Genomic DNA, 22616 nt, shown 5'->3' with positions numbered 1-22616 from the left:
GGTTCTCAACTCGCTTTCTGTGACGCTGCGGTTCGCACATCGATCTGTCCGGTCACCGCCGCCGTGATCAGCGCCGAGCGACGTTCCTTAGCAAGAGCGATGTGCTGACTGGCCTTGGCCATCAGAGCGTCGATGCGGTTGGTCCGCTCGACAATCTGCGCGACGGTCACTTGCTGTTCGTTTAGATCGGGAACATGTATCGGTAGCCGGCCGACGACGGTCTTGTTGGTGGACGCGAGGTTCGTAGTCTTCTTGGCAGTGAGGTAGAAATATTCCCGAGCTATCGACGAGTCAAGCCACCAGGCGAGATAGTGTGGAACCAGACGCCCAGGCTCGGCCCTCACAGCGAAAACATGGTTCTGATGAACCATTGGGCTGATGCAGCCGTCCCACACGGTGCCCCGTCCTAGTTTGTCTATGTCGCCGCCTTCTGTCATTAGTACATCCCCCGCACGGAGCATTGACCCAGCCGCGTCCCGGGCGGAAAGACGGATCTCCTTGACGTGCGACAGGTCAACCCTGCCCATCTGAACATTGGCCACACGAAGATAGGGCCAGGATGGGTGCGAAGTATCGCCTTCGCCCGAGAGTGTGACCCCCGTCTGGATATACGCCACTCGACGCAACTGAGTGTTGGGCGGTCCTAGTCGTGCAAGTGAATCCGAGACCTCACTCAGTCTCCGCTCCCGCAGCAGCTCAATGAACTCTTCCTGCTTGGCCACGAGGGCGTCGAGCCCGGCCGTCTCGTGGTCCAGGTAGTCGGCGATGGCGTGTTGCTCGTCGGCCGGAACAAACGGAACTCGAACTCCACCCAGGTTCTTCCTAGACACACGTTGACGAGTTGCTCCAGCCTGCAGAAGCTCGATCTGACTCCTAACTGGGCGCGAATTGATCGCGTACATCAGGTACCGGCTGTCAATCGATTGAGGTGAAGGCCGAAGGACAGCCACGTCAACAACGGTAGCTGCTCGCCCGATCGTCTCGGGCACCAGGCACGCGCGCCCAAGCGGGTCCGGCATTCTGGCCACCAAAACGTCACCTGGATGCAGATAGGTGATCCTGAGTCGGCGAGCCTGCTCCTCGTTCATCCATCGATCACTTCGGTCGCGCCATAAAGTCTCGCCAACATCAGCCAGCTGGGTCAGGCGGATCGTTCCACTTGGATCCTGATCTTTAGATTCGACCCAGTCTCCGTCAATGAACAACCCATTGCGAAGGAGCTCTCGAAGCGTACGAGTCGAGCGTTGTCTGGTCACGACTCCACCTCGCGTAGCAGCGTCATGATCTCGCCGACTACTCGCTCAAGGTCCGCGTCGATCTCTTCGAGAGGCCTCGGTGGCTCATAGGTATAGAAGTGGCGGGTGAACGGAATCTCGTAGCCGGTTTTGGTCTTGTCCCAGTCGATCCATGCGTCCTCGAAGTGGGGCTTCACCTCGGCGTCGAAGTAGGCCTGCACAGTCTCTTCCAGGAAATCGTGCGACTTGGGATATCGACCCCAGCCGAACGGGACGTCTTCGGTGTCCCGCAGCGCGGCGTCGGGCTCCGGCTCCCCCTTGCATGATCCTGAAGCGTGTAGGCAGATATCCGCTGTCTCGTCGTGGACGCCGATGGTCTGCCACAGGGCCTTCCGTTGCGCCGTGGTCAGTCGCAGATCGGTGTCTCCGAGAGATTTGCCGAGCGCCTTGTTGAACTCCTCGCGGTTGAGGTAGGCGGTGTCGCCGAACGACTCAAGCGCTTGAGTCAGGCCGTCGATCTTACCCAGCGTCTTGTGCTCAGCTACCGCACTGATCCGTTCCGGGGTGCATTCGAACCGCAGCTGGAGCGGGCGCTCAATAGTTAGGGTCCAGTAGGCGAAGTCGAGGTTAGAAAAGACCTTTACCGGAACGACATTTTCGACGTCCTTATCCTGTGTCCCGGCGAAGGCGCTCACGATTGCCTGACGGTGCTTCTCGGCGATCTCGACACGTTTGGAGCCGATGGACTTTTTTAGCTTCGACCCCAAGCCGGTGGCGTCGATGAGCTGGACGGTGCCCATGCGCTTCTCAGGCTTAGAGTTTGACAGGATCCACAGGTAGGTGGCGATGCCGGTGTTGTAGAACATGTCGTTCGGCAGAGCGACGATGGCCTCAACGAGATCGTTCTCAAGCATGTGGCCGCGGATGTCCGAGGGCCCTGAGCCTGCTCCGCCGTTGAATAGCGGCGAGCCGTTGAGGACAATGCCGACCTTGCCGCCGCGGCCGCTGTCGTCTACGTCGCGCATCTTCGAGGCGACGTGCAGCAGGAACAGCATGGCCGCGTCGCCGACGGCCGGTAGCCCCGGTGCGAAACGCCCATGCCCCCCGCGAGCGTGTTCGTTCTTCACCTCAGACTCGACGGCCTTCCAGTCCGTCCCGAACGGCGGATTAGACAGCACGTAGTCGAAGCGACGGTCCTCGAACTTGTCGACGACGAGCGTGTCGCCCTGCCGGACGTTGGATGGGTCTTGCCCCTTGATGAGTAGGTCGGCCTTGCAGATCGCGTACGTGCGCGGGTTGATTTCCTGGCCGAACAGCGCTGTGGACGCGTCCGGGTTAAGCCCGTGCAGGTGCTCGTCGGCGACGGTGAGCATGCCGCCGGTGCCGACGGTCGGGTCATAGATCGAGCGGACGGTGCCGCGGTCTCGCAGCGCCTCGGTGTCCTCGGCGTATACGAGGTCGACCAGGAGCCGCACGACGTCGCGCGGCGTGTAGAACTGGCCGGCGCCGTCGTTGGCGGACTCGGCGAATCGGTAGATGAGGTTCTCGAACAGGTCGCCCATGTCGGCGTTCGAGACTGCGTCGGGTGACAGGTCGATCCTGTCGAAGTGGCGAGCGACCTGCGCGAGCCTGTCGCGCTCGTCGAGCGTGCGGATCACGTTCTCAAAACCGAAAGATCTGAATACGTCGAGGTTCGAGGAGAAGCCGCCGACGTAGTCGATGAGGTTCTCAGCCAGGTTGTCGGGGTCCTGCAGCGCCTTCTTCAGCGTGTAGACGCTCGCGGTCCAGAACGACAGCCCGGCGCGGTCCTCGGTGCGGGTGGCGATCTTCAGGTGCGTGCGCCGCTGCTGCTCGCCGGGGAAACTAGCCACGATCTCGGCCATTGCGTCGCGATGCGGCTCCAATACGCACTCTAAGCGGCGCAGCACCGTGAACGGCAGGATCACCGAGCCGTAGTCGGCTTCGGCGTAAGGGCCCCGCAGGGTGTCGGCGACACTCCACACGAAGCTGGACAGGACAGACAAAGGCACTCCAAATTATCAGCGGTACTCAGGTCTCATCGATCCAGTCACTGACGGACTGCGAGCACGCCTCGAACACTAGTGGTCGGCACCTACTTCGCCGCGAGGTCGACCCGTCGTGTCGGCTGCACCTCGTCGATCCAGGTTCATCACTACGCACAGCATCGTGTTTCACCCGAAGCTCGCCGGTCTCGGGTCAGAATCCGTACAGGTGGTGACGGGCATTGAACGCTGCCGGTCCACCCTCCAGGATATTCTCGGCGAGCGCCCGAATCGTCTTGTCGTCAAGTGAACCGATCCCACCTTCGGACGGCTTGCCGTGTGTCCCATCACCTTCAAGCGCGATGATTAGTTCAGCGTCTCCGAGCACCGGGACGTTGGCGTTGTGGGTGCTGGTGATTACTTGCCGCTTGCCCTTCAGTATCCGGAGATTGCGGACTATTCCCTTGTAAACGAAGTTGTTGTCGAGGTCGTCCTCTGGCTGGTCGATGATGAGCGGCGCATTGGATGCGCCGAGCAGCAACAACAGGAGCGCGGTAGCTCGCTGCCCCTTCGATAGTTGATCCATCGTTCGGAGCCCAGAACTTCCGTCGATCTTGAGCTTGACCTCGACGGCCAGGTCGACCGACAACTCCTCCAGCTCACGAGCCAACGCTTCCCCCGCTGTGGCGAGGCCAGCGGCCTGCGCGCCCCGAATGTCGAAGTCAGCAAGCGCATCGGCACCCGTACGAATGGCTGTTGAGAGGGCCTTCGGCGAGAAATCGGCCGCGTTGACGGCGGCCGTGATCTGAGTGCGCTGATTGCTCGTGTGGTTCTTGATGACGTCAAGGATGGAGCTGCGGTCCGAAGTCGGGACCGGCCGCACGACGACCACGCCGCCCGTCGCCTCATTCGCTGCGCGTACTGCGGTTTGCAGCTGCTCGGTCCGGCGAGTCTCATGAGTTCGTAGTTCGCCGAGAAGCGCGTCTCGCTGGGCGAGGAGCTTCCTTATTTCCTCATGCTGTGCGTCGAGCCGCGGCTTCGAGGTCCGTAGTTCCGTCAGCTCGGCCTTGGTAGCGACGTACTTATCGGGCTGCAAGCCCTTCTCGTTCAGCTCTCGCAGTACTTCTCCGTACCCCGCCAACTCGTCGGCGGTAGCAGCCTCCCATTCCTGTCGGGCCGCCTCGATTTCGGCATCGGCAGCACTAATGGCTTGGGTCGCTTGCGCATGAAGTTCGGCGAGCTTGAGATGGAGCTGCGTGATCGCAGCCTCAACTCGCTGCAGGCGGGCCACCTGCGGGGCACGTTCGATGTCGTCGATTGGTGCCGCTAGATCGCGAACTTCCTGCGCATGGAGGAACGTGTCGTAGTGGTGACGCGCGGCGTCGACACGCGCCTTGCCTTCTTTGAAGATGGCCTGGTCCTGCGCGAGCCTTTGCTGGCCGGCAAGTTTTGCGGGCACATCGGTCTGCTCGTAATGGCTGACCTGTTCTTCCAGTCGGCCGACTTGGGCAAGCTCGCCCTCGAGTTCAAGCTCGCTGTCCTCAGCTCGCTTGAGGTCTTCTCGGTTGTTCTGAAGCTTCACAAGGGCTCGTGCGAGATCGGCGTCGCCGCTACTCGAGCCGTCGAATCGGCGTACGAGCTCGGCGACACTTGTCGAGTCGCCTGCCAGTTCAGCAAGTTCGTGTTGTCCGAAGATTTCGACAGGCCCAATTGCGTCCTGCGGCGTGAGCTTGGTGCGCTTGCCACCGGAGTCCAGAACAACCGGCGGATGCGGTACTTCTCGTTCGATGGTGAACCGTTGGGTAGTGGGTGTCACAGAGTCAACCTCGAGGCGAACGATTGTGCCGGCGTGGAGCACATTGTCGACCATGTTCTTGTGGTCGGTCTTCATTTGACGGGAAATAGCATCGATACCGAGTGCGTAGCGGATGCTCTCGATAACCGTCGATTTCCCAGCTCCTCGCCCACCAATGAGGGCCGTGAGATCCGCCGAGATCGGAATTTTGACCCCGTCGAGGTAACCGCCAACCCAGGAGACGCTCCTGATTACGGGGCGCGGGGCGACGGCGGGATCGGTGAGGGAAACGCGTGTTTCCGGTGTCCGAACAGCGAGCTTGAGGCTCATGAGGGACGAGGTGCTGACCTTGAACCAGCTGCTGGAACCGTCAGTGCGGAGTTGGCGAGGCCCCATCACGTCATCCGCGTGGATAACGGCAAGGGGGTGTGTCCGCTCGAACAGGCCAGTTCCCCCGACTACCGCTTGCTGGTCCCTAGTCTCTTCGGTTGTCGGCGTGATGCCGATGGCGTGCAGATCTGGATGCTTGATCATCGTGGCCAGAGGCTGCCCGGATCGAGTCGTGAGCATCCCCGCCGGCTTGACGTTGACGTGTGCGGGAACGGGGAGGGCACCGATAGCTGTCATCTTTTCCATAATTACTGCATAAGATGCTCCGACCGTGCCGTTGTCGCACCCTGGAGACCCTCCACATGCACCAATAGCGGCATTGACTGCAGAAAAGTCGGTGTCAGCTTCGAAGATGACGAGTACGTGGATGCCCTCAGATGAGTTCGCTTCGAATCCGGGCAGTGCAACGATGCCGCGAGCCGCCGCGGCATCGACCAAACCACGCGCAGAGTCCACGCACCAATGGTCGGTGATGGCAATTAGGCTGATCTGCTGCACCTGGCATTCGTTGAGGAGCGCCTCGTTGTAATCCTCCTCGTTCGCGAAGAAGTTCTTCGGGGCGTTCCGGCCCTCGTACGCGTAGGGATTCACCTGCAGAGCCGCGCGAACCCAGTGCGCACCGTCGCTGGTCACTTGTCCTCGACCTCGTTCCTTGCCTTGCAGCCGCGGACGATCTGGCCTCCCAGCGCTCCGGATGCGAGCACGCTAGAGGCCGTGACACATCGCTCATGCGAAAGTCGGCCTGGCGGTCGCCCGACTCGACCCCATCAACGACATGGGCAGCCTATCCCAGCAATTTTGGTTTCCAGCTTCTCTGACGACCGGCCGATCGTCGTGCCGTCTGCGCCTTGGCTCGTGCGCCGCGGCGGATTTCTCCGTTCTCGATCCTGATCCACTCTTGGGTGAGCAGCCATCTCGATTGAGCTTGCGCATCGGTGCCGCTCGCAAAGATGCATCGGTCGCGTTCATTCTTGATGAGGCTAGCGAGTTGGCTCCACGTGGGGCTCCGGTGATGTCGGAACCTGAATTCACCGATGAACCGTCCAACTTGTTGACCGATTTTGTACGAACTTCGTCGACGTTTCTTTCCGCAGAGGAAGGCAAAGTGGGTTGGCCCGGCACAGAGCGACCGTCGGCTCTGGTTCGAGACGAGCCAGCCTGTGCGGTGGAGTTCCGCGCACAGCATCGATCGCAGCTGAGGGTTGGTCAGATGGGCGAGGTTGTTCGATTGCGAGAACGCGACGACTGTTTTCACTGCGAAGGCTTCGCTTCGCAGTGGGCCGCGACTGTTGTCGACCCAAAACTGTTCTACTGCGGTCGATATCACCCGGCCAAAAGCATCGATGTGCTCATACCACTTGTCAGCGGAGGCCTGAAATTCTGCGTCTGCAGCAAGCTTTGCTGCGAGTTTTCTCCTTTCAGCCTGCTTCAGGTGCGCGCGGACGGATCGAGGTGTGGGAACCTGCCCAGCCCGAAGTAGCGAGACGACAATTGCTTCTTCTGCCGTATCTGGATCGGGTGCCGGCAAAGCCTCGCGGCCAGAACCGTAGGCATGTGGCGCGAACGCTCGGGCCAGAGCTGCGATGATCCGCGGTTCTGTAGGTATTCCGACTCTCTTAAGCCACTGCTGAGCCGCGGAGTTGGCCTGCCAGGCGGTATCCCCATCATTGTCGGCACACACTGGTCTACCTCCTGGAAGCGGTTACGGCAGTCTTCGATGACCGCACGAAGACCTACTAGTAGGGCAGACTTATTTATACCGAATTGACGTACTTGTCGAGTGCCCACGCGACCGAGTCAGACAGATCCCGCGCGTGCGCGCCGTTGGGATGAATATCGAGGACAGGTTGGATCTCGAATCCGTCAACTACGGATCGAGCAAGGCTTGACGCAGGAGGCACTCGCGCTGGAATCCGGAGTTACACGAAACGTGCTCATACATGTCGAGCATGGTCGACGCGGGCTGCTGTACGAGCGGCTGTTCGATATTGCGGAAGTACTCGGAGTTCCCGCCGGCTCGTTGCTTTGCGAATCCGACCAGGATTTGACTTAACTTGGCAGCCATTCGCGACATAGATATTTGCGAGGCAGCAGTTGCACGAAATCCGTTACCGTCCGCCACAGGGACGGTTCAGGTGTGGTCGTCCGCGGTGGGTCCCGGACTATCACGCAGTCGCACTCCCTGGCGAATTCGCAAAAACCGCCAAGGCGACTGTCGTCTGCGTTCAATATGGCCAACTCGTCGGCTGGACCTGCGGTACGTCACATGCCGTCGATGCAACGCCAGTCGATACTTCGAATCTCGCCCTCGGTGTCGTTCGATCCCCATTCATGGCCGAAAGTCTCGAATGACACTACTTTCGAAGGTGCAGTTCATGACCCTGAAGTATCTTCACGATCCCCCGAGATCGTCTGCCTCCTGTACTGATGCGCGATCGACCAAGCCCAGCAGATCACGCTCACCGAAGCGTTTCACGCCAACCCGGCCCGGTTCTCGACCCGGCCGACACCACCTAAAATCCCACAGGTCGTCTACATCAACGAACCAGCACTCGAAACCCAGATCAACTGAACGACCACTGTCTCACTTGGCTTGATTTGTTCCATCGAGTGGCACTCGACCGAACGGATGGTGTCGTTAGGGGTGACGTAGTACTGCATTAGGTGTCGTACGTCTCATCTAGCCTGAAGGCGACCGCTCGGTCCGAACGGTCGCTGGAAAGGTGGTCCCCATGAGTGCAGATCAGATTCGCCGTGAACTGGCGCGCAAGATGAAAGCACGACAGGACGCTGAGACCGACGCAGGGAAACACAGAGCGAAAGCATCCAGCGCATCGACCGCAGCGACCAAAGCTCGCTCGGATGCGGCGAAGACCAAGATCGCATCGACGGCAAAGTCCAAGACTTCCGAGGCGGAGAGGCGTGACAAAGAAGCTGCGAAGGCGGGTAAAGACGCAGCAGTGGCGGACAAGAAGGCCGCAACTTTGCGAACGGAGGAGGGTCGGCTTACGACTCGGTTGGCGACCGCCGAGGCGTCGGAGCGCAAGGCCGCCGAGCAGAAGCGGAGGAACGAGGACAAGCGCGTCGAGCGCGCACGCGACGCAGAGCGTGGTGAGTACGAGCGACGGATCGCCGCCGCGGAAGCGTTGGCACAACGGGCGCAACACGTTGCGACGACTACTGCGCGAACCCTGCCGGAGCCAAAGCCCGAGAAGTTACGCGTGTTGTTGCTAGGCGCAGACAGCAAAGGCGCAGAAGTCGGCGAGTCGGGACTGCGCATAGGACGCGAACAGCAACGGATCGCTGCAGCGGTGAGGACCGCGAATCACCGTGACATGATCGAGCTACAGGCCAGGCCGGCTGCGACGACCGAAGACCTGCTCGACGGCGTCAGTCAGTTTCGTCCACACGTGGTCCACTTCTCGGGGCACAGCAACGAGAACATCCTTGCTTTCGAGAACGACGATGATGCACCCAACGACGGGACGATGGTGGCCGGCACCGCGTTCGCGCGCGCCATGCGCGCGACGGATGAGCGGCCTACTCTTGTCGTTTTGAACTCCTGCGACTCGGCTGCACACCTTGATGCACTGACCGGCGGGCTGGTCCCTTTCGCCGTAGGGATGACCGACGAGATCGGCGACGGCGACGCCATCATTTACGCGGCCCGCTTCTACGCCTCGATCGCGAACGGCCAGTCCATCGCTTCCGCACACGCTGCGGGTCTTGTGGCACTCGAGTTCGCTGGACTCGACCCTGACATCGTAGTTCTGCAGGCAAGCGAGGACGTAGATCCTGCCAGCGCGATTCTCGTGTCGGAACCCACTTCCTGACGAGGCATGTCGTACCTACTGAGGTAGTAGACAGAACGCAATCGCGTGCGCCGCACCTGGTGGCACACTCTCCGCACTGGCGAGTTATCGCATTTGAGGACGGTTCCTCGATCGGGTTGTCGGTGTAGCGCACATTTGAATAGCTACGCATGCCAGTAAATCGACTGGACCTTGGTTCATCGGAGGGGCCCTTCTGTTGCTCGCCGTTATCGAACGACTTTCCCCTATGGGGTGTATGGGTGGTGGGTATCTGGTCGCGATGCGAATACATCGATCGCGCCTGGCACGACAGGCGGCCGTCGGCAAACCCCGTCGGGTCGAATCCCGTTGCACCCCGGTACCCTGAGGCCGTGGAGAGCGACACGAGTACTGAGTTACGGCCGGTACTCGTGGGCGAGATCGTCGGCGAGTTCCTGGTGCCCGCCTACCAACGCGGTTACCGATGGGGACGCGACGAGGTCACCAGACTTCTCAACGACATCAGCGAGAGTTCCGGGCGAAAGTATTTCCTGCAGCCTGTCGTCGCGAAACGCCGCGACGACGGCAAATGGGAGCTTATCGACGGCCAGCAGCGCCTGACGACTCTATTCTTAATCCTTCGGTACATCCGCGAGCACCTACCGACGGCGCACCCGAGGTACTCGCTGGAGTACGAGACCCGGCCGGGGAGCGCCGGCTACCTACAGGACCCCACTCCGGAGCAGAGCCAGGACAACATCGACTTCTTCCACGTCTTCACGGCGGTCACGTGCATTCGAGAGTGGTTCGATAGCCGTGACAACCCGACTCTCGCCGCGATCAACTTTTACAAGTATCTGTCCGAGTCCGTGTACGTCATTTGGTACGCGGCACCTGCAGAGGTCGAGTCGACAACGTTGTTCACGCGGCTCAACGTCGGAAGGATCCCCCTCACGGACGCCGAACTCGTTAAGGCGCTCCTGCTCACACGCGCCAGCGAACTGAAGCGCGAGCGCGAGATCGCGGCCCAGTGGGACACCATCGAAAGGGACCTTCGCGTCCCAGAGCTGTGGGCGTTCGTCACAGGGCGGCCCAGCCAAGAAGCAACTCACATCACGCTCTTGCTCGACACCCTCGCGGTGTGGCCAAAGGGAAAGCACCGCCCGCTGTTCCACACGTTCGAGACGCTCCGGCCGCTGATCGAGGACGCGGCGCAGGAGACCTGGAACAAGGTCGTGGCGCTGCACTCCCTGCTGATGGGCTGGTACGACAACCGCGACCTGTTCCACAAGATCGGATACCTGATCTCGCGAGGGCGCACGTTCGGCGAGCTCGTCTCCCTGTCGAAGGACTGCACGAAGCGCGAGTTCGAGTCTCGCCTCGACGGGTGGATCCGCGACTACCTCTCCCTCAAAGGATCAGACCTCGCAGAACTTCGGTACGGAAACAGGAAGACGGCCGATGTGCTGCTGTTGATGAACGTCGAGACCGTGCGAAGCATGAAGCTGTCGGCCGAGCGGTTCTCCTTTCAACAGCACGCGGCGCGGCGATGGAGCATCGAGCACATCCACGCCCAGAACGCCGAGCAGCTGAATCGCGCAGCGCAATGGCAGGAGTGGCTGCGCCTTCACCGCGACGCGCTCGCGGGGCTCCCGGCAATTTCTCAAGAAGCCCGCACCGCATTGACCGCGCGTATCGACGCCGCTATCGGCGATATCTCCGCGGAGACCTTCGCCCCGTTGGAGCAGGAGCTCACCACTCTCTTCAGTGTCGGAGGCGACAGCGGAGACGTCGACGCGATCGCCAACCTCGCGCTGTTGGCGAGCGACGACAACAGCGCGCTCAGCAACTCCGTTTTCGAGGTGAAACGCCGCAACATCCTCGATCGGGACCGTATCGGTTCCTACATTCCGGTTTGTACGCGCAACGTCTTCCTGAAGTACTACACCGACGCGGAAGGCCAGCAGATCCACTACTGGGGCCAGCATGACCGAGACGGCTACCTGGCCGCCATGCGGCAGCACGTCGGTGCTTACCTACTCGACGAGGGGAGGATCTGATGTCCGGCTTCCTCACCTCGTACGCCGGGCTGTTCGCGCCGAGCGAGACAGGCGCTCCGGTGGTGACAAGCATCGAGATCCCGCTCATCCAGCGTGACTATGCCCAAGGGCGCACCGACGCGCGCGCGTCCGACATTCGTGAGCGCTTCCTCGATGTTCTACACGAAGCCCTCACGAGCGGTAACGGCGTCGGCCTCGACTTCGTCTATGGCGACGTCGAAGATGGGACCTTGCGGCCGCTCGACGGCCAGCAGCGCCTAACGACGCTCTTTCTGCTTCACTGGTACCTAGCCTATCGTGCAGGGCAGCTCGACAACCAGCACGCATGGATGCGCTTCTCCTACGCAACCAGACCGACGGCGCGGCTGTTCTGTGAGCAGCTCGCAACCGCGAAGCCGCCGTCCGACGAGCCAGACCCCGCAGCGTGGATCGTCGACCAGCCCTGGTACTTGTACGTCTGGAGAAACGACCCGACGATCCAAGCGATGCTTGTGATGATCGCCGCGATCCACGGTCGGTTCAACGGCTGCGACCCGCACAACGCTTGGCAACGCCTCGTCGACACCGATGCCCCGGCAATCTCGTTCCAGCTCCTGCCCATCGACGATATGGGCTCGGGCGAAGACCTTTACATCAAGATGAACTCGCGCGGCAAGCCACTGACACCGTTCGAGAACTTCAAGGCCCGCTTCGAACGCGCGATCGCGTGGTCCGGGGACAGGTCGACCGAGTTCGATCACCGGATCGACGGCCCATGGTCGGACATCATGTGGCGCCTGCGCGGTGTCGACGACAGTATCGATGACAAGTTCCTGCGCTACTTCGCGTTCATCACCGACGTCAGCCAGTGGCGCGCTGGCGTCCTGCCCCGGTGGGGCCGGCTCGAGACGCGCGCCTTGCAGCTGTTCGGAACAGCCGGACCGCAGGCCGACACCGGCCTTGAATTCCTGTTCCATGCTTTCGACACGTGGAGCGGTGCCGACATCGCCAACGAGTTCGAGCGGCTCTTCGCGACAAACCGGGCCGATCTCGCCCGTCAACCCGACCGGCTCCTATTGTTCGGGACCGAGACTGGCACCGACCTGTTTGGTGCGTGCTGCCGGAGCTACGGCAGCACGCGGTTCACCTACGGCCGGACGTTGCTCCTGTTCGCGGTGCTACTTGATCGTGCCGATCCGTCGGGGCACCTCCCGCGCCGGCTGAGGGTGCTCCGTAACCTGATCGAGGCGTCAGAGAGCGAGCTCCGTCCGCACCGGCTCCCCGCGCTCGTCGCCGACGTTGAGCGCATTGTCCGAGACGGTTCACTCAGCGAGATCAACGGCTTCAACAAGGCGCAGGCCGAGGACGAGCAAGCGAAGTTTGAGTTCCTGACGGCGCATCCCGATCTGGCACCGATTCTATTCAGGCTCGAAGACCACGCACTGCTCCGCGGCTCGCTGCAGGCATTCGACCTAGACGTCTCCACTTTCGCGCAGCGCGCTACAGCGTTCGAATCGCTGATGGCCACACCCGACGCCTGGAGTGACCTAACCGCGGCCCTGCTCGCCGCTGGCAACTACCCACGCCGCCGCAATAACCGCGACCTGCAATTCGGCTCCCCGTCCAACGCAGAGCCGTGGCGGACCCTCTTCACGGGGACCTCACGCGCGCATCTGCTGCCAACCGCCGACGCTCTTGGCAAGGTTCTGGACGCAGTCGCCGTCGGGACGGTGCCCCGCGTGTCCCTGCGGCAGATGCGGGACGACTACGTCAATTCAACACAAGCGACCGGCCACCTTGACTGGCGGTACTACCTGGTGCGGTACAGCTCGATGCGCGAAGGCACGTCCGGGATCTACGCGAGTGTCGGCGGCAAGATGGGCTACCGCGTGTGCATGCTCGAGAAGACTCAGATGAACGGGCGTTACCGCGACCCGTACCTCGCCGCTCTCGCCCGGGAAGCAGGCGGCACCGGGCTGATCGAAGGCGCGGTCGGCCCAGTGTTCACCGGCGGGCACGTCGAACACCACCGCTGGCTGGACCTCGCACGCAGCAGTACCGCAGTGCGCTGCGCCCCCGACGGGTGGGTGCTGCGACGGCCCGAGGGCGAAGAGTTTCAAGAGCGCTTCGACGCCGTGTGCGCCGAGTTCGGCATCGACGCGCAGCTTAAACTCGCCGTCCCACAAGAGCTTCGTCCGGGCGGGCGGGTCGACGCGAGCGACCGGGTCCAGGCCGCTGCACGACTGGTCAGGGCGCTCACAGCCGCAGGACTTTAGCTCCGTTTCAGTTTCGTTTCGTTACATGAAACGAAATGAAACGAAAAGCCGGTCATTTCACATAACCTCGGTCGACCCACCCCGCAAGCCGGGGCGACCCATAATGCACGCCTCACCGGCCGATCGGGTGAAGACACACCTGCATTGACGACAACCCTTCGTCGCTCGTCAAGTCTCCGGTTGTGGCCCGTGTTAGAGCTGTTCTTTCGACGGGATGGTCGGGCGACCCGCTGCGGCGTCACGGATCCACTGAGGCACTTCGCGTCCGCTGCGTTCGCGGATGGCGATGGAGGCACGGGTAGCTGCAGCCGCGACCTTTGGCCGTCCGGCTGAGATCTTACGGCTATCAGTGGTGTTCATCGCGGGTCCGCCTCGTTCTGGTTTCAGTGTCCTCGGGTTCGTCGGGCGAAGCGGTTGCCATGGGGACCAGTACTCCGAGCTCGGTGGCGGTGATGGGCGGCGAGTCTGCGACGAGGGATGTGCACGTCACATTCGAGTCCGGCTTCGGCGGGTTCGGCGCTGATGTTGTAGTCGAGGCACCAGGTGATGAAGCCACGCCTGAGCGCGTTGGTCGGCCACGGTGCGTTTGGGGCAGTTTCCCCCATTCAGTCCTGGCTCAATGTCAACGACGACGAGAGGACGCCCACCGCGCCATCATTCGACATCACTTTCACGGACAAAAGCCGTCGTGAGGCTGAGGACGCGGTCCATTGATCTTTTTACCATTTGTCGTAGATGGACTTTCGATCATCGGTCCATTTGTTGTCCACATGGAGCGACGGACCTTCCGCCGCTACTCGATCCACGATTCTGGCCACCCGATAGTCTCCGGTGAGCTCCCGCCGGACTGCCGATGCCGCCGCTTCCGCGTCGGCGAGTGCGTCGCTGTGGGTTCGGACAATCACCGCGCTGGCCGCATCCGAACTGAGTCGTGAGAACCATTGCGAAACAACCATCGCGGTGATGCGACCATCAATGGAGACTTCGATTGTCACATGGCCGTCAATCGATGTCGCCCTGCCTCGTAACTGCGTCAGGGATCGATGAACGCGAGCGGCCTTGACTGTCAGCTCTTCGACGTCTGCGTCGGACCGGCTGGTCATCGTTGTTCGATCGCCCGAGGAGCAACACCGGCCGGAGGGGTCTGTCCGGCCTCGATCTCGAAGCACGGCGACACACCGACCACGCTCAGGTACTCGGGTGTTCCGAGTTCGGCAGATACTCGGTACCCATCCGGTGTCGTTGCCGACGCCCGCTTTCCACCGTCCTTGCTTTCGTCTTCGACTGTCCAGCCCCATTCGCCCCAGCTCGCCAACAGTAGGTCGAGATTGGCTCGATGCACCCCATTGCCGACCACCCAGTAGCCGGCGTCGAATCGATGCGGGCCGTAATCGATGGTGTTGTCGTCGTAGCAGGGTCCGAATCCCCCTCTGGGCAGATCCGACTGCGGATACGTCGGATTCTCGACGTCGAGCCGTGTCCCTGACGGCAATACCGAGAGAGAGCGACCCAGCACTTCGACCGTTCGATTCTGTGCTTGCTCCTGCGACAGTGCGCTATCCACGTCATTTGCTCCGTTCTGCGAGCATCCGACTGTGAGAAGAACACAAGTCAGTGCGATCGCGAGGGATGTTCTGGGCTTGACCTGCACGGTCCGATCAGTCATTCGACATTTCCTGTGTTCGTGATGATCTGTGCCATCGATCGCAGCGACGGTGTGCCCGGCTCGAAGTAGCTACTGTGCGAGTCGGGGTCGAACCCGACATCACCCAGCACCGGTATGTGGATCGAGTCGTTACCCGGTGCGCTCTCGAAGACAGTCGCTCCGAACGCATCGACGGTCGGGTCTGCGCCGTGAGCTACTGCGGGCGCCATTTCCCCGATCCAGGTCACCGGGTCGGCCGGGGCGGCGGTAGCGAACACGTGATCGGTCATCCGTTCCGAATCGACCCCATCGAGCGCCAGTTCGTAGGCCCTGTTGACCCCCACCCCGGGGCTCCCCGCGAACACGACATTATCGACATCGAGCGAGCCCCCGTCGCTCATCGCATGCCCGACGACAGTGCTGCCGTAACTGTGACCGATGACGGTGTTGTGCGAGGGCGGGCCGTCGTGGGCGGCGCGCAACCCGTCCTGAAAGCTATCCAGCCGGGGTGCTCCGGCGTCGGCAAATGTTGTCCGCGCGGCGTCGGAGAAGCCGGGCGGAGAGTCGTAGCCCATCCACATGACCACCGAGTTTTCGCTTCCCGGTGACAGTTTGTTGGCCTCGGCCAGTATGTGGTCGGCGCGGGTCATGTCCCCGCCCACCTTCGACAATTCGGTGCCTGTCCCCGGAACGTACGTCGCAACGTTGTTAGCGGTGTCCGGGTTGTTGAGCGCAATCACGCCGCGGCCATGGTCGTCGATATTCATCAGAAATCTGGAAATATCGTCATCGCGGTCCAGCTGGTTGCGCACTTCGTGAAGACCCGCCACCGCACTGGACGCCTCCTCGCGATCGTCGGTCCAGCTCTGCCAGTCCTTGCGAAGAGCCTGCTGGTCGTCGTCGAGAAGACCTTCGGTCGGCGGCACGTTCTCACCTCTGGCCCAATCAGGATGACGCGCCTCGATAGCGGCGAGATCGGCTTCTGCCGCCGCGGTGATCGGTACCAGCAGGTCCTCGTTCAAGCGTGTCTTGTCCACCGCTGGCAATCCGTCCCGGTTCCCGATAGTCGGGTCCCAGGCCGCCAGACCGTCTTTCTCGGCCGGCGTCAAGCTGTCCCAGAACCCAGCGAGCTCTCGGGGATCGGCCGGGAGAAAGGCGTCGCCGTCGAGAATGGCTCGAACATCGTCGTTGTAGCGGTCGGGAGCCCCGGGCGATTCGGAGATCTCTGCGATTGCATCGATCGTGCGCTGCAGCGAGTCGGCACACATTCGGTCGACGTCGGCAGCACTGCGCAACAGACCTCGCACCACGGCCTCGTGGCTGCGCGCTTTCTCATCGAAACTGCTCTGCAACAACAGGTCTGCGACGATGTTGCCGGACGAGCAGACAGGGGCGGTGACCGAACCTGCATCGCTGACGGTGAAGCCGCCGGCAGTCGCAGCGTCAACTGCGGCAAGCGTCGACGTCCGGACCTCGGTCAGTAGCCCTGCTGCTGAGCCGAACTCGTTCGCTTGATCGTCCACAGCGGTGACGAGATGGGTCGCGGCGAGCCGATCGGCCAACGACCTGGCAGATGCCGCTGTCGCCGCGTCTCCTTCCCATTGGCTCAGACCATCCCTCGTGGCGCGGCCGACGTCGCTGACCAAGTCGTCGAATTCCGCGTTCACCGCAGCAAGATCGGAGGCAATATCGACGAGTGCAAGCGGATTCCATCCGCGAACCTGCGAGACCGTTGCGCTCATCGACGATCGGCGTTCAGACGTATGAGCTGATCGCTGAAAGCCCGGTCGGTGTCGTCGTAGCTGTCCGCCGAGGCCAACGATGCAGAGGACATTTCTCGAATACGTACCGACACCCCGCGATAGGCGGCGAGGGTCGGAATCGCAGCGGACCTGGCAATTGCGCCGAACGCCGAGTTGGGCATCGCATCGGCGGCGGCCACGATAGGAGCTACCGGATCCAACGACCCCACCGAATCGGCGGTGACGGCCATCGCCGCCCCCAATGCACGCAACGCGTCGAGATCAGCTTTCAACATCGGTATTCCCCCCCGGCGAGTCCCGTCGCGCCCTCCCCAGCGCCGCGTCAGCGTAGCAGTACGAACCCCCTCGTCAGGGGTATCGGTACAGAGCCGCCCAACTCGATGGGGTCGCACCGCGACGTCCGAATAGCGCTGCTGTCAGTCACGGTGATCCCCAATCTCCGCTCGGCCCTGCAACTGGCCTTCTTTGCGGGTGCAGAATATCTTTACAGTGGCCAACGGTCTGTTGTATGCGGGCCGGTCCTCCGAGAGTAATCCGACCTGGGGATGAGGCTCAATGGCAACGTATCTGAACAACAGTGCAGACACGCGATAGACCGCCGCTCACTCTTCGGTCGCTAGCTGGTGTCGCCCGAACGTCGCCGTAACGCGAGGTTCTCGCCGTGGGCGACCGCGAGCGCCTTACGCAGCTCACCGACCTCTTCGGCGTGCCGGCGTTTAAGATCTTTGAGCTGTGAAGCCAGTGCTCTGACTGCGGACGATGCGGACTGCTGTCCCGATTCGGGCAGCAACTGTCGCGGAGCGGATCGGCGATGGCCAGGTTGGGCGCGTAGGTCGTTGATCTTGGCGCGTAGGTCGGGCTGTTTGTAGAGGAAGTCGGTGGAGACTTCGGCGCGGCGAGCGAGGGCTGCGAAGGTGATCGGCTCGCCTGCACTGCTGAGCGCCAGCAGCGCGGCGTCGGCCCGTGCTCTGGTCTCGGCGTGGCGCGCTCTTGCTGCGGCGGTGAGGTGTTCGGGCATGGGTTGGGTTCTCCTTACTCTAGGTTGCGGTTCCGGGGCCGCGAACGGCCTTGTCGGTGGCGGAGACGGTGTCGATCGCGAGCAGGATCCGGTTGAGCGAGTCGACCTCGACCTGGCGACCGTTCAGCCAGATGTTCGTCTCGTCCATCGGGGTGCCGTACTTCGCAGTGAACACCGCTTGCCGGCGTTCGATCAGCGCTTCGGTGTCGGTGAGCTGTGCCCGCAACTGCGGTACGTGCGTGGAATCGGTGACGAACTTCGAGCAGGACAGGCAGGCGTTTCCTTTGTCGCACAATTGTTTCGGCGGCAGGGTGCACCAGCCGTTGGGCAGGATGCGGTCGGCTCGCTTGTCGAGCTGAATCAGGTCGTAGAGGTCGGTGCTGTCGACCGAGGCGGTGCGTCCATCGCGAGTGACCTTCTTGTAACGGAGGAATTCCTCCTCCATGGTCTGAGCCGAAGTCACTGCGTAATGCAAGGTCATGTCCGGCGACACATGTCCGAAGTAGCGCATCACCACGTGCAAGGGCACTCCGGCGTTGATCAGGTTGGTCGCCGCAGTGTGCCGGAACCGGTGTGTCTTGGAGACCGCGACCTGGCGGCCTACGGAGTCCCTGATGTCGAGCAAGCTGGTGAGCTTGCCGAACCGCAGATGCATTGTCTGCATCGGATACGGCTTGTCGCCCAGCCGGTTCCCAGTCATGCGGAGGAACAAGTATTTCGGCGTTACGCCAGGGTTCCCGAACTGCGCCATCACCTCTCGGGCGTGCTGTTGCTGGGCTCGAATGATCGTGACGATCTCCTCGTCCACGGGGATCGTGGGTGCGGTGTTCGATTCGATCTTCGTTTGCTGATAGCGCATCCGGGCGACGAAACCGGCGCCGTCGGTGTTCTCGCTCGACGAGGTTCGCAGGATCGGTTCCAGCGGGTCGAAGTCCATCATCAGGACCTCATTGGCGCGGCGCCCGGTGCGCAGCAGAAGCATCAGGATGTGAAAGGCCTGCAAGTCTCCGAGCCCGCCCTCCCCTACGGGCTGCGCGAGCAGGCCGCTTCCCTCAGCGATTTGCTGCATGACGTCGTCTTCGAGGACCATGTCCTGTGGCTTGACGTTGCTCAGTCGCGGCTTGTCCTCAGGGCGAAAGAGCACGCAGTGCTCCGGCCGCAAAGCAGCCCAGGCACTGATCCCGAGCTCGGTGGAGGCTTCGTCTCGGTGGTCATACATGAACTGATAGAACTGCTCGATCGAGGACATGATCTGTCGACGTGGGTTCTTAGCCAGTGCGAGGCCACTACGCGGTCCGGACTCGATGCGGTGCGCGAGAAGCAGGTCGCAGAAGCCACGGATGAAGCCCCGCAACTTGTGCGGGTCGGCTGTCAGACACGGGCCTTCGTCGCCGACGTTGTCGATATAGCGTTGCAGCCACTTGAGCGCGTCCAGACGCGATCGGACCGTGCTCCAGGTGTACCTTTCCGTGGCCAGGCCCGCCGAAAGCCAGTACTTCGCGCCCTCCCGCAACCAAGTACTGGTCAGGTTGGTGAAGTGCAACACCGTGCCACCTTGCGGTTCGTGGTCGCGTTGGGGCACTCTGGGATCGAGGATGGGATTCCAGACGTTCAGCTGCCACCACGGATCGCGGTGGTAGGCGTATCCGAGTACTGCGGCCATGTGCCCGAGGCGATAGGTGCCGTTGGAAAACGCGGATTCTCCGATCGTCGCACCCCGCAGCTGCGCTTTCCGCGCGGCCCGCACCCATTGTTCGGGTGAGCGGTGCAGCAGCGATTGCGCCGACCGGCACTCGTCATCGTGACTTATCGCGGCACGCAGCAATTTGAAGACGGCATTGGTATCGCCGACGCCGACGAAATGTCCGAGCTCGATGCGACGGTGGATGATCCACGCAATCTCCCAGGTCATGATCTCGGGCAGTCCGCGGAAGTTCAAGTACAGGGCGGTCCAGTCGCCACCAGCGCTGACCTCACGGATTGCGGATCGATACCGCGTCGGCATCGTCTTCTTGTCGAAGTGATCGCTCCGACATTCGTCGGGCAGCGAATCCCACAGCTGACGCGCGATCGCGGGGTCAGCGATGTCCGCTAATGCCAACGCCGGGTCGATATGGTGCAGCCGTTTGGGGCTGCGTTTAAACGATGTGTTCGAGGAAGCTGCTGCTGGATTAGACATTCGGGTACTCCCATCCGGATACGTATTCACGCCAATTCGCGACAGAAGACAGCTCGGCATCCTCGGTGACGTGGCCGTAGATGTTCATAGTGGTCTGCACGCTCGCATGGCCCAGGCGGCGGCTGACGGTGTGGACCGGGCTCCCCGCCAGCAACAGTGCGGTGGCATGTGTGTGCCGAAACCAGTGCGGCGTCATGGGGTTCGGCAGTCCTGCGACTCGCTGCTTCATCGAGCGCAGGTGCGCGTAGACCGACTCGGTGCGCAGCGGCGCGAACAGTGGATCCCGCATCACGTTGCAAAAGATGTAGCTGCTCTCCCAATCGTCGAGGGCGACATCAGCTCCGCGGTCGCAAAGCCACCACACGTAATCGGCGTAGAGCCGGTCGAGCCGAGACCCGATGTGAACTTCACGCTCCCCGGACTTGGCGGACAGGCCGTGCGGGTGCGCTCTGCTGACGATCGCGACCCGAGCGCTTGCGCCACCGACCCCGGTGTTCCAGTCGCGGTGCTGCAACGAGAGAGCTTCACCGATCCGCATGCCCGATTCCGCCAGCAACGCCCACAGGAACCGGTACCGCAGATCCCCGTCCCACTCCGCGTGTGCAGGATCGTAGACGGACTCGGCCTCGTAGAGGGCATCGATCGTCGTCGGTGCCAAAACTGGAACGGCCCTGCGGGCGGGACGAATTCGGATTGTGGCTCGCTTCTGCGGGTTTCGGCGGGCGACGTGCTCGAGGAACGACATGTAGCGGCCCGATCGGACCTGGGCTTGCTTCCACAGGAACGGCGCAGCGTCTGCTCCGCTGTCAGCTTGATAGCGGTAGAAACTCATCACCGCGCGCAAGCGTAAGTTCACCGTGCCGTCGCTCAGTACTGGCCGAGGGCGGAGTTCACGAATCGGCGAGGCGAGTTCGCCGTAACGCAGGGCTGAAATGAAGTCGCCGAAGTCGTGCAACTTCACCGCGTCCCACGACGTGCCGGTCTCTTCCAGGAACGACCACCACTGGGCCAGGCTCTGCGCGTAGGCGCGTGTCGTGTTCGGCCGGAAGTCGACTTGCCGACCGTACTCGAGGTACGCCTCGACCGGCTCGACCAGACTGAACGATCTATCGATCACCGTCCACGTCGTTGCACCGTCGCTGAGAGTGACGCGTTGCGCGGTAGCCATCGGCTCGCTCCTCTTCGTTTGCTCGAAGGTACGCCCGGCCCCGCCTGATTCGACGCACCCAGACGATGCGTGTCGGCGGTGTCGTCGGCGTACCTCGGTTGCCTTAGATAACACTGCCGCCCACGCATCCCGATCTCACGGAACAAACCCCAGGATGATGTTAACGGCACTGCCTGATAGCTACTGATTACACGTCTACCCCCTGTCCGCCGCCTGGGACATGGGCGCGAACACCTGGGTGCCGGACAAGCGCATTCGGTTCGCCAACGACGTGGCGTTCAATCTGCTCGCGGTGAACGGGGCAGACAACCAGAGCAAGAGCGACAAGACACCGTCGCAGTGGCTACCACCGAACGCGGCCTACCACTGCTTCTATGCGGGCAAGTATCTCTCGGTCGCCGCCCAGTACGAACTGCCGATCACGCAGGCCGATCAGGGTGTTCTCGCTTCGGTCGCCTCGACGTGCGCGGCGTAAGGTGAGAACGATGTCAACGGCACACTCGCGCAGCTTCCTCGACCGTGAGACTCAGCTCTGCATGTCTCTGTCCGGCCGACCGAGCAACATCGGAACGCGCTTTCACAACTACCTCTACGACGAGTTGGATCTGAACTTCGTCTACAAGGCGTTCACCACCACCGATCTTGCCGCCGCAGTGGGAGGCGTTCGCGCGCTGGGCATTCGAGGCTGCGCCGTGTCCATGCCGTTCAAGGAGGATGTGATCGAACTGGTCGACGTGATGCACGAGTCGGCGAGCGCGATCGAGTCCGTCAACACCATCGTCAACGAGCACGGCGTTCTGCATGCCTACAACACCGACTACCAGGCTGTCGCGAACCTACTCGCCGGGAGCAATTTTCCGACGGACTGGTCGGTTGCGGTGACCGGGAGCGGCGGCATGGCGAAGGCTGTCGTTGCCGCACTTCGTGATTCGGGCTTCACCCGCGGCACCGTCGTTGCCCGCAACGCGATCACCGGGCCGGCCCTCGCCGAGTCCTACGGATACGACTGGTCGGCCGACGCAGTCGGTGCAGACCTGCTGGTGAACGTGACTCCGGTGGGGATGGCCGGTGGGCCCGACGCCGACTCCACACCGTTCTCCGAACAGCAGGTCGATGCAGCCGGCGCCGTGTTCGACGTCGTCGCCATGCCGTCGGAGACCCCGCTCATCGTTGCCGCCCGAGCGGCGAACAAGCCCGTGATCACGGGCGCTCAGGTCATCGCCCTGCAGGCCGCAGAGCAGTTCGTCCTCTACACCGGAGTGCGGCCGTCGGACGAGCAGATCACGCGCGCATCGGAATTCTCGCGCCGCTGAC

At 62.2% G+C, this 22616-nt stretch carries 16 protein-coding genes and 1 pseudogene; 7 read left to right on the top strand and 10 right to left on the bottom strand.

Features of this window, described 5'->3' with window-relative positions; all coding sequences use genetic code 11:
- Positions 1–5 precede the first annotated feature (5 nt).
- From MTX35_RS22470 to MTX35_RS22460, 3 genes are all read right to left on the bottom strand, one after another.
- A complete protein-coding gene (locus tag MTX35_RS22470) occupies positions 6–1256 on the bottom strand; it encodes a hypothetical protein (RefSeq protein WP_243597099.1) in 1251 nt (416 codons plus the stop codon).
- Positions 1253–3259: a class I SAM-dependent DNA methyltransferase gene (locus MTX35_RS22465; protein WP_243597098.1), complete on the bottom strand. Its 2007-nt coding sequence runs from the start codon at positions 3257–3259 to the stop codon at positions 1253–1255. The genes MTX35_RS22470 and MTX35_RS22465 overlap by 4 nt, the downstream gene beginning before the upstream one ends.
- Positions 3260–3452: 193 nt before the next feature.
- Positions 3453–6056 (bottom strand): TrlF family AAA-like ATPase, encoded by a 2604-nt coding sequence (locus MTX35_RS22460; protein WP_243597097.1) that lies wholly within the window; start codon positions 6054–6056, stop codon positions 3453–3455.
- Positions 6057–6198: 142 nt separating this feature from the next.
- Here MTX35_RS22460 and MTX35_RS22455 point away from each other — a divergent pair, with 142 nt between their 5' ends.
- The 5 genes from MTX35_RS22455 to MTX35_RS22435 all read left to right on the top strand — a co-directional run bounded on the left by MTX35_RS22455 (position 6199) and on the right by MTX35_RS22435 (position 13529).
- Positions 6199–6903: a hypothetical protein gene (locus MTX35_RS22455; RefSeq protein WP_243597096.1), complete on the top strand. Its 705-nt coding sequence runs from the start codon at positions 6199–6201 to the stop codon at positions 6901–6903.
- A gap of 300 nt (positions 6904–7203) precedes the next feature.
- Positions 7204–7476: a helix-turn-helix domain-containing protein gene (locus MTX35_RS22450; protein ID WP_243597095.1), complete on the top strand. Its 273-nt coding sequence runs from the start codon at positions 7204–7206 to the stop codon at positions 7474–7476.
- A 679-nt stretch (positions 7477–8155) separates the two neighbouring features.
- On the top strand, positions 8156–9256 hold the full coding sequence (locus MTX35_RS22445) for a CHAT domain-containing protein (RefSeq protein WP_243597094.1): 1101 nt from the start codon (positions 8156–8158) through the stop codon (positions 9254–9256).
- Between the two features lie 350 nt (positions 9257–9606).
- Entirely contained in the window at positions 9607–11274 is a 1668-nt protein-coding gene (locus MTX35_RS22440; protein ID WP_243597093.1) for a DUF262 domain-containing protein, read from the top strand.
- Positions 11274–13529, top strand: a complete 2256-nt coding sequence (locus tag MTX35_RS22435; protein WP_243597092.1) for a DUF262 domain-containing protein — start codon at positions 11274–11276, stop codon at positions 13527–13529. The genes MTX35_RS22440 and MTX35_RS22435 overlap by 1 nt, the downstream gene beginning before the upstream one ends.
- Positions 13530–14248: 719 nt before the next feature.
- Here the strand turns inward: MTX35_RS22435 and MTX35_RS22430 are convergent.
- The 7 genes from MTX35_RS22430 to MTX35_RS22400 form a co-directional block, all read right to left on the bottom strand.
- The gene (locus MTX35_RS22430; RefSeq protein ID WP_243597091.1) at positions 14249–14632 is read right to left on the bottom strand and encodes a YbaB/EbfC family nucleoid-associated protein; all 384 of its coding nucleotides are present in this window, start codon (positions 14630–14632) and stop codon (positions 14249–14251) included.
- The gene (locus MTX35_RS22425) at positions 14629–15093 is read right to left on the bottom strand and encodes a hypothetical protein (RefSeq protein ID WP_243597090.1); all 465 of its coding nucleotides are present in this window, start codon (positions 15091–15093) and stop codon (positions 14629–14631) included. The genes MTX35_RS22430 and MTX35_RS22425 overlap by 4 nt, the downstream gene beginning before the upstream one ends.
- Positions 15094–15191: 98 nt before the next feature.
- Positions 15192–16916: an alpha/beta hydrolase gene (locus MTX35_RS22420; protein WP_243597089.1), complete on the bottom strand. Its 1725-nt coding sequence runs from the start codon at positions 16914–16916 to the stop codon at positions 15192–15194.
- On the bottom strand, positions 16913–17212 hold the full coding sequence (locus MTX35_RS22415) for a UDP-glucose 4-epimerase (RefSeq protein ID WP_243597088.1): 300 nt from the start codon (positions 17210–17212) through the stop codon (positions 16913–16915). Before MTX35_RS22415 ends, MTX35_RS22420 begins: the two co-directional genes overlap by 4 nt.
- A gap of 341 nt (positions 17213–17553) precedes the next feature.
- Positions 17554–17955 carry a DUF6262 family protein gene (locus tag MTX35_RS22410; RefSeq protein ID WP_243597087.1) on the bottom strand — a complete coding sequence of 134 codons (402 nt, stop codon included), beginning with the start codon at positions 17953–17955 and terminating at the stop codon, positions 17554–17556.
- A gap of 19 nt (positions 17956–17974) precedes the next feature.
- Positions 17975–20056: a tyrosine-type recombinase/integrase gene (locus tag MTX35_RS22405; protein ID WP_243597086.1), complete on the bottom strand. Its 2082-nt coding sequence runs from the start codon at positions 20054–20056 to the stop codon at positions 17975–17977.
- Between the two features lie 70 nt (positions 20057–20126).
- Complete coding sequence (locus MTX35_RS22400) at positions 20127–21302, bottom strand: tyrosine-type recombinase/integrase (RefSeq protein ID WP_243597085.1); 1176 nt, start codon at positions 21300–21302, stop codon at positions 20127–20129.
- A 190-nt stretch (positions 21303–21492) separates the two neighbouring features.
- Between MTX35_RS22400 and MTX35_RS22395 the strand changes: the two are divergent.
- Both MTX35_RS22395 and MTX35_RS22390 read left to right on the top strand, forming a co-directional pair.
- A pseudogene (locus tag MTX35_RS22395) lies at positions 21493–21777 on the top strand (HNH endonuclease family protein); the annotation flags it as partial.
- Positions 21778–21787: 10 nt separating this feature from the next.
- Positions 21788–22615 (top strand): shikimate 5-dehydrogenase, encoded by an 828-nt coding sequence (locus MTX35_RS22390; RefSeq protein ID WP_243597084.1) that lies wholly within the window; start codon positions 21788–21790, stop codon positions 22613–22615.
- Position 22616: the final 1 nt, after the last annotated feature.

It is taken from the genome of Rhodococcus sp. ARC_M12 (genome assembly GCF_022810385.1).
In the GTDB taxonomy this organism is placed as follows: Bacteria; Actinomycetota; Actinomycetes; order Mycobacteriales; family Mycobacteriaceae; genus Rhodococcoides; species Rhodococcoides navarretei.
The sequence above is the reverse complement of the archived record's forward strand: the minus strand, read 5'-3'. Positions and strand labels throughout refer to the sequence as shown.

Coding starts and splice junctions, on each gene's coding strand:
- MTX35_RS22435 (WP_243597092.1), top strand. CDS start 11,274: ATGTCCGGCTTCCTCACCTCGTACGCCGGGCTGTTCGCGCCGAGCGAG.
- MTX35_RS22415 (WP_243597088.1), bottom strand. CDS start 17,212: ATGTTGAAAGCTGATCTCGACGCGTTGCGTGCATTGGGGGCGGCGATG.
- MTX35_RS22455 (WP_243597096.1), top strand. CDS start 6,199: ATGGGCAGCCTATCCCAGCAATTTTGGTTTCCAGCTTCTCTGACGACC.
- MTX35_RS22410 (WP_243597087.1), bottom strand. CDS start 17,955: ATGCCCGAACACCTCACCGCCGCAGCAAGAGCGCGCCACGCCGAGACC.
- MTX35_RS22430 (WP_243597091.1), bottom strand. CDS start 14,632: ATGACCAGCCGGTCCGACGCAGACGTCGAAGAGCTGACAGTCAAGGCC.
- MTX35_RS22390 (WP_243597084.1), top strand. CDS start 21,788: ATGTCAACGGCACACTCGCGCAGCTTCCTCGACCGTGAGACTCAGCTC.
- MTX35_RS22420 (WP_243597089.1), bottom strand. CDS start 16,916: ATGAGCGCAACGGTCTCGCAGGTTCGCGGATGGAATCCGCTTGCACTC.
- MTX35_RS22445 (WP_243597094.1), top strand. CDS start 8,156: ATGAGTGCAGATCAGATTCGCCGTGAACTGGCGCGCAAGATGAAAGCA.
- MTX35_RS22400 (WP_243597085.1), bottom strand. CDS start 21,302: ATGGCTACCGCGCAACGCGTCACTCTCAGCGACGGTGCAACGACGTGG.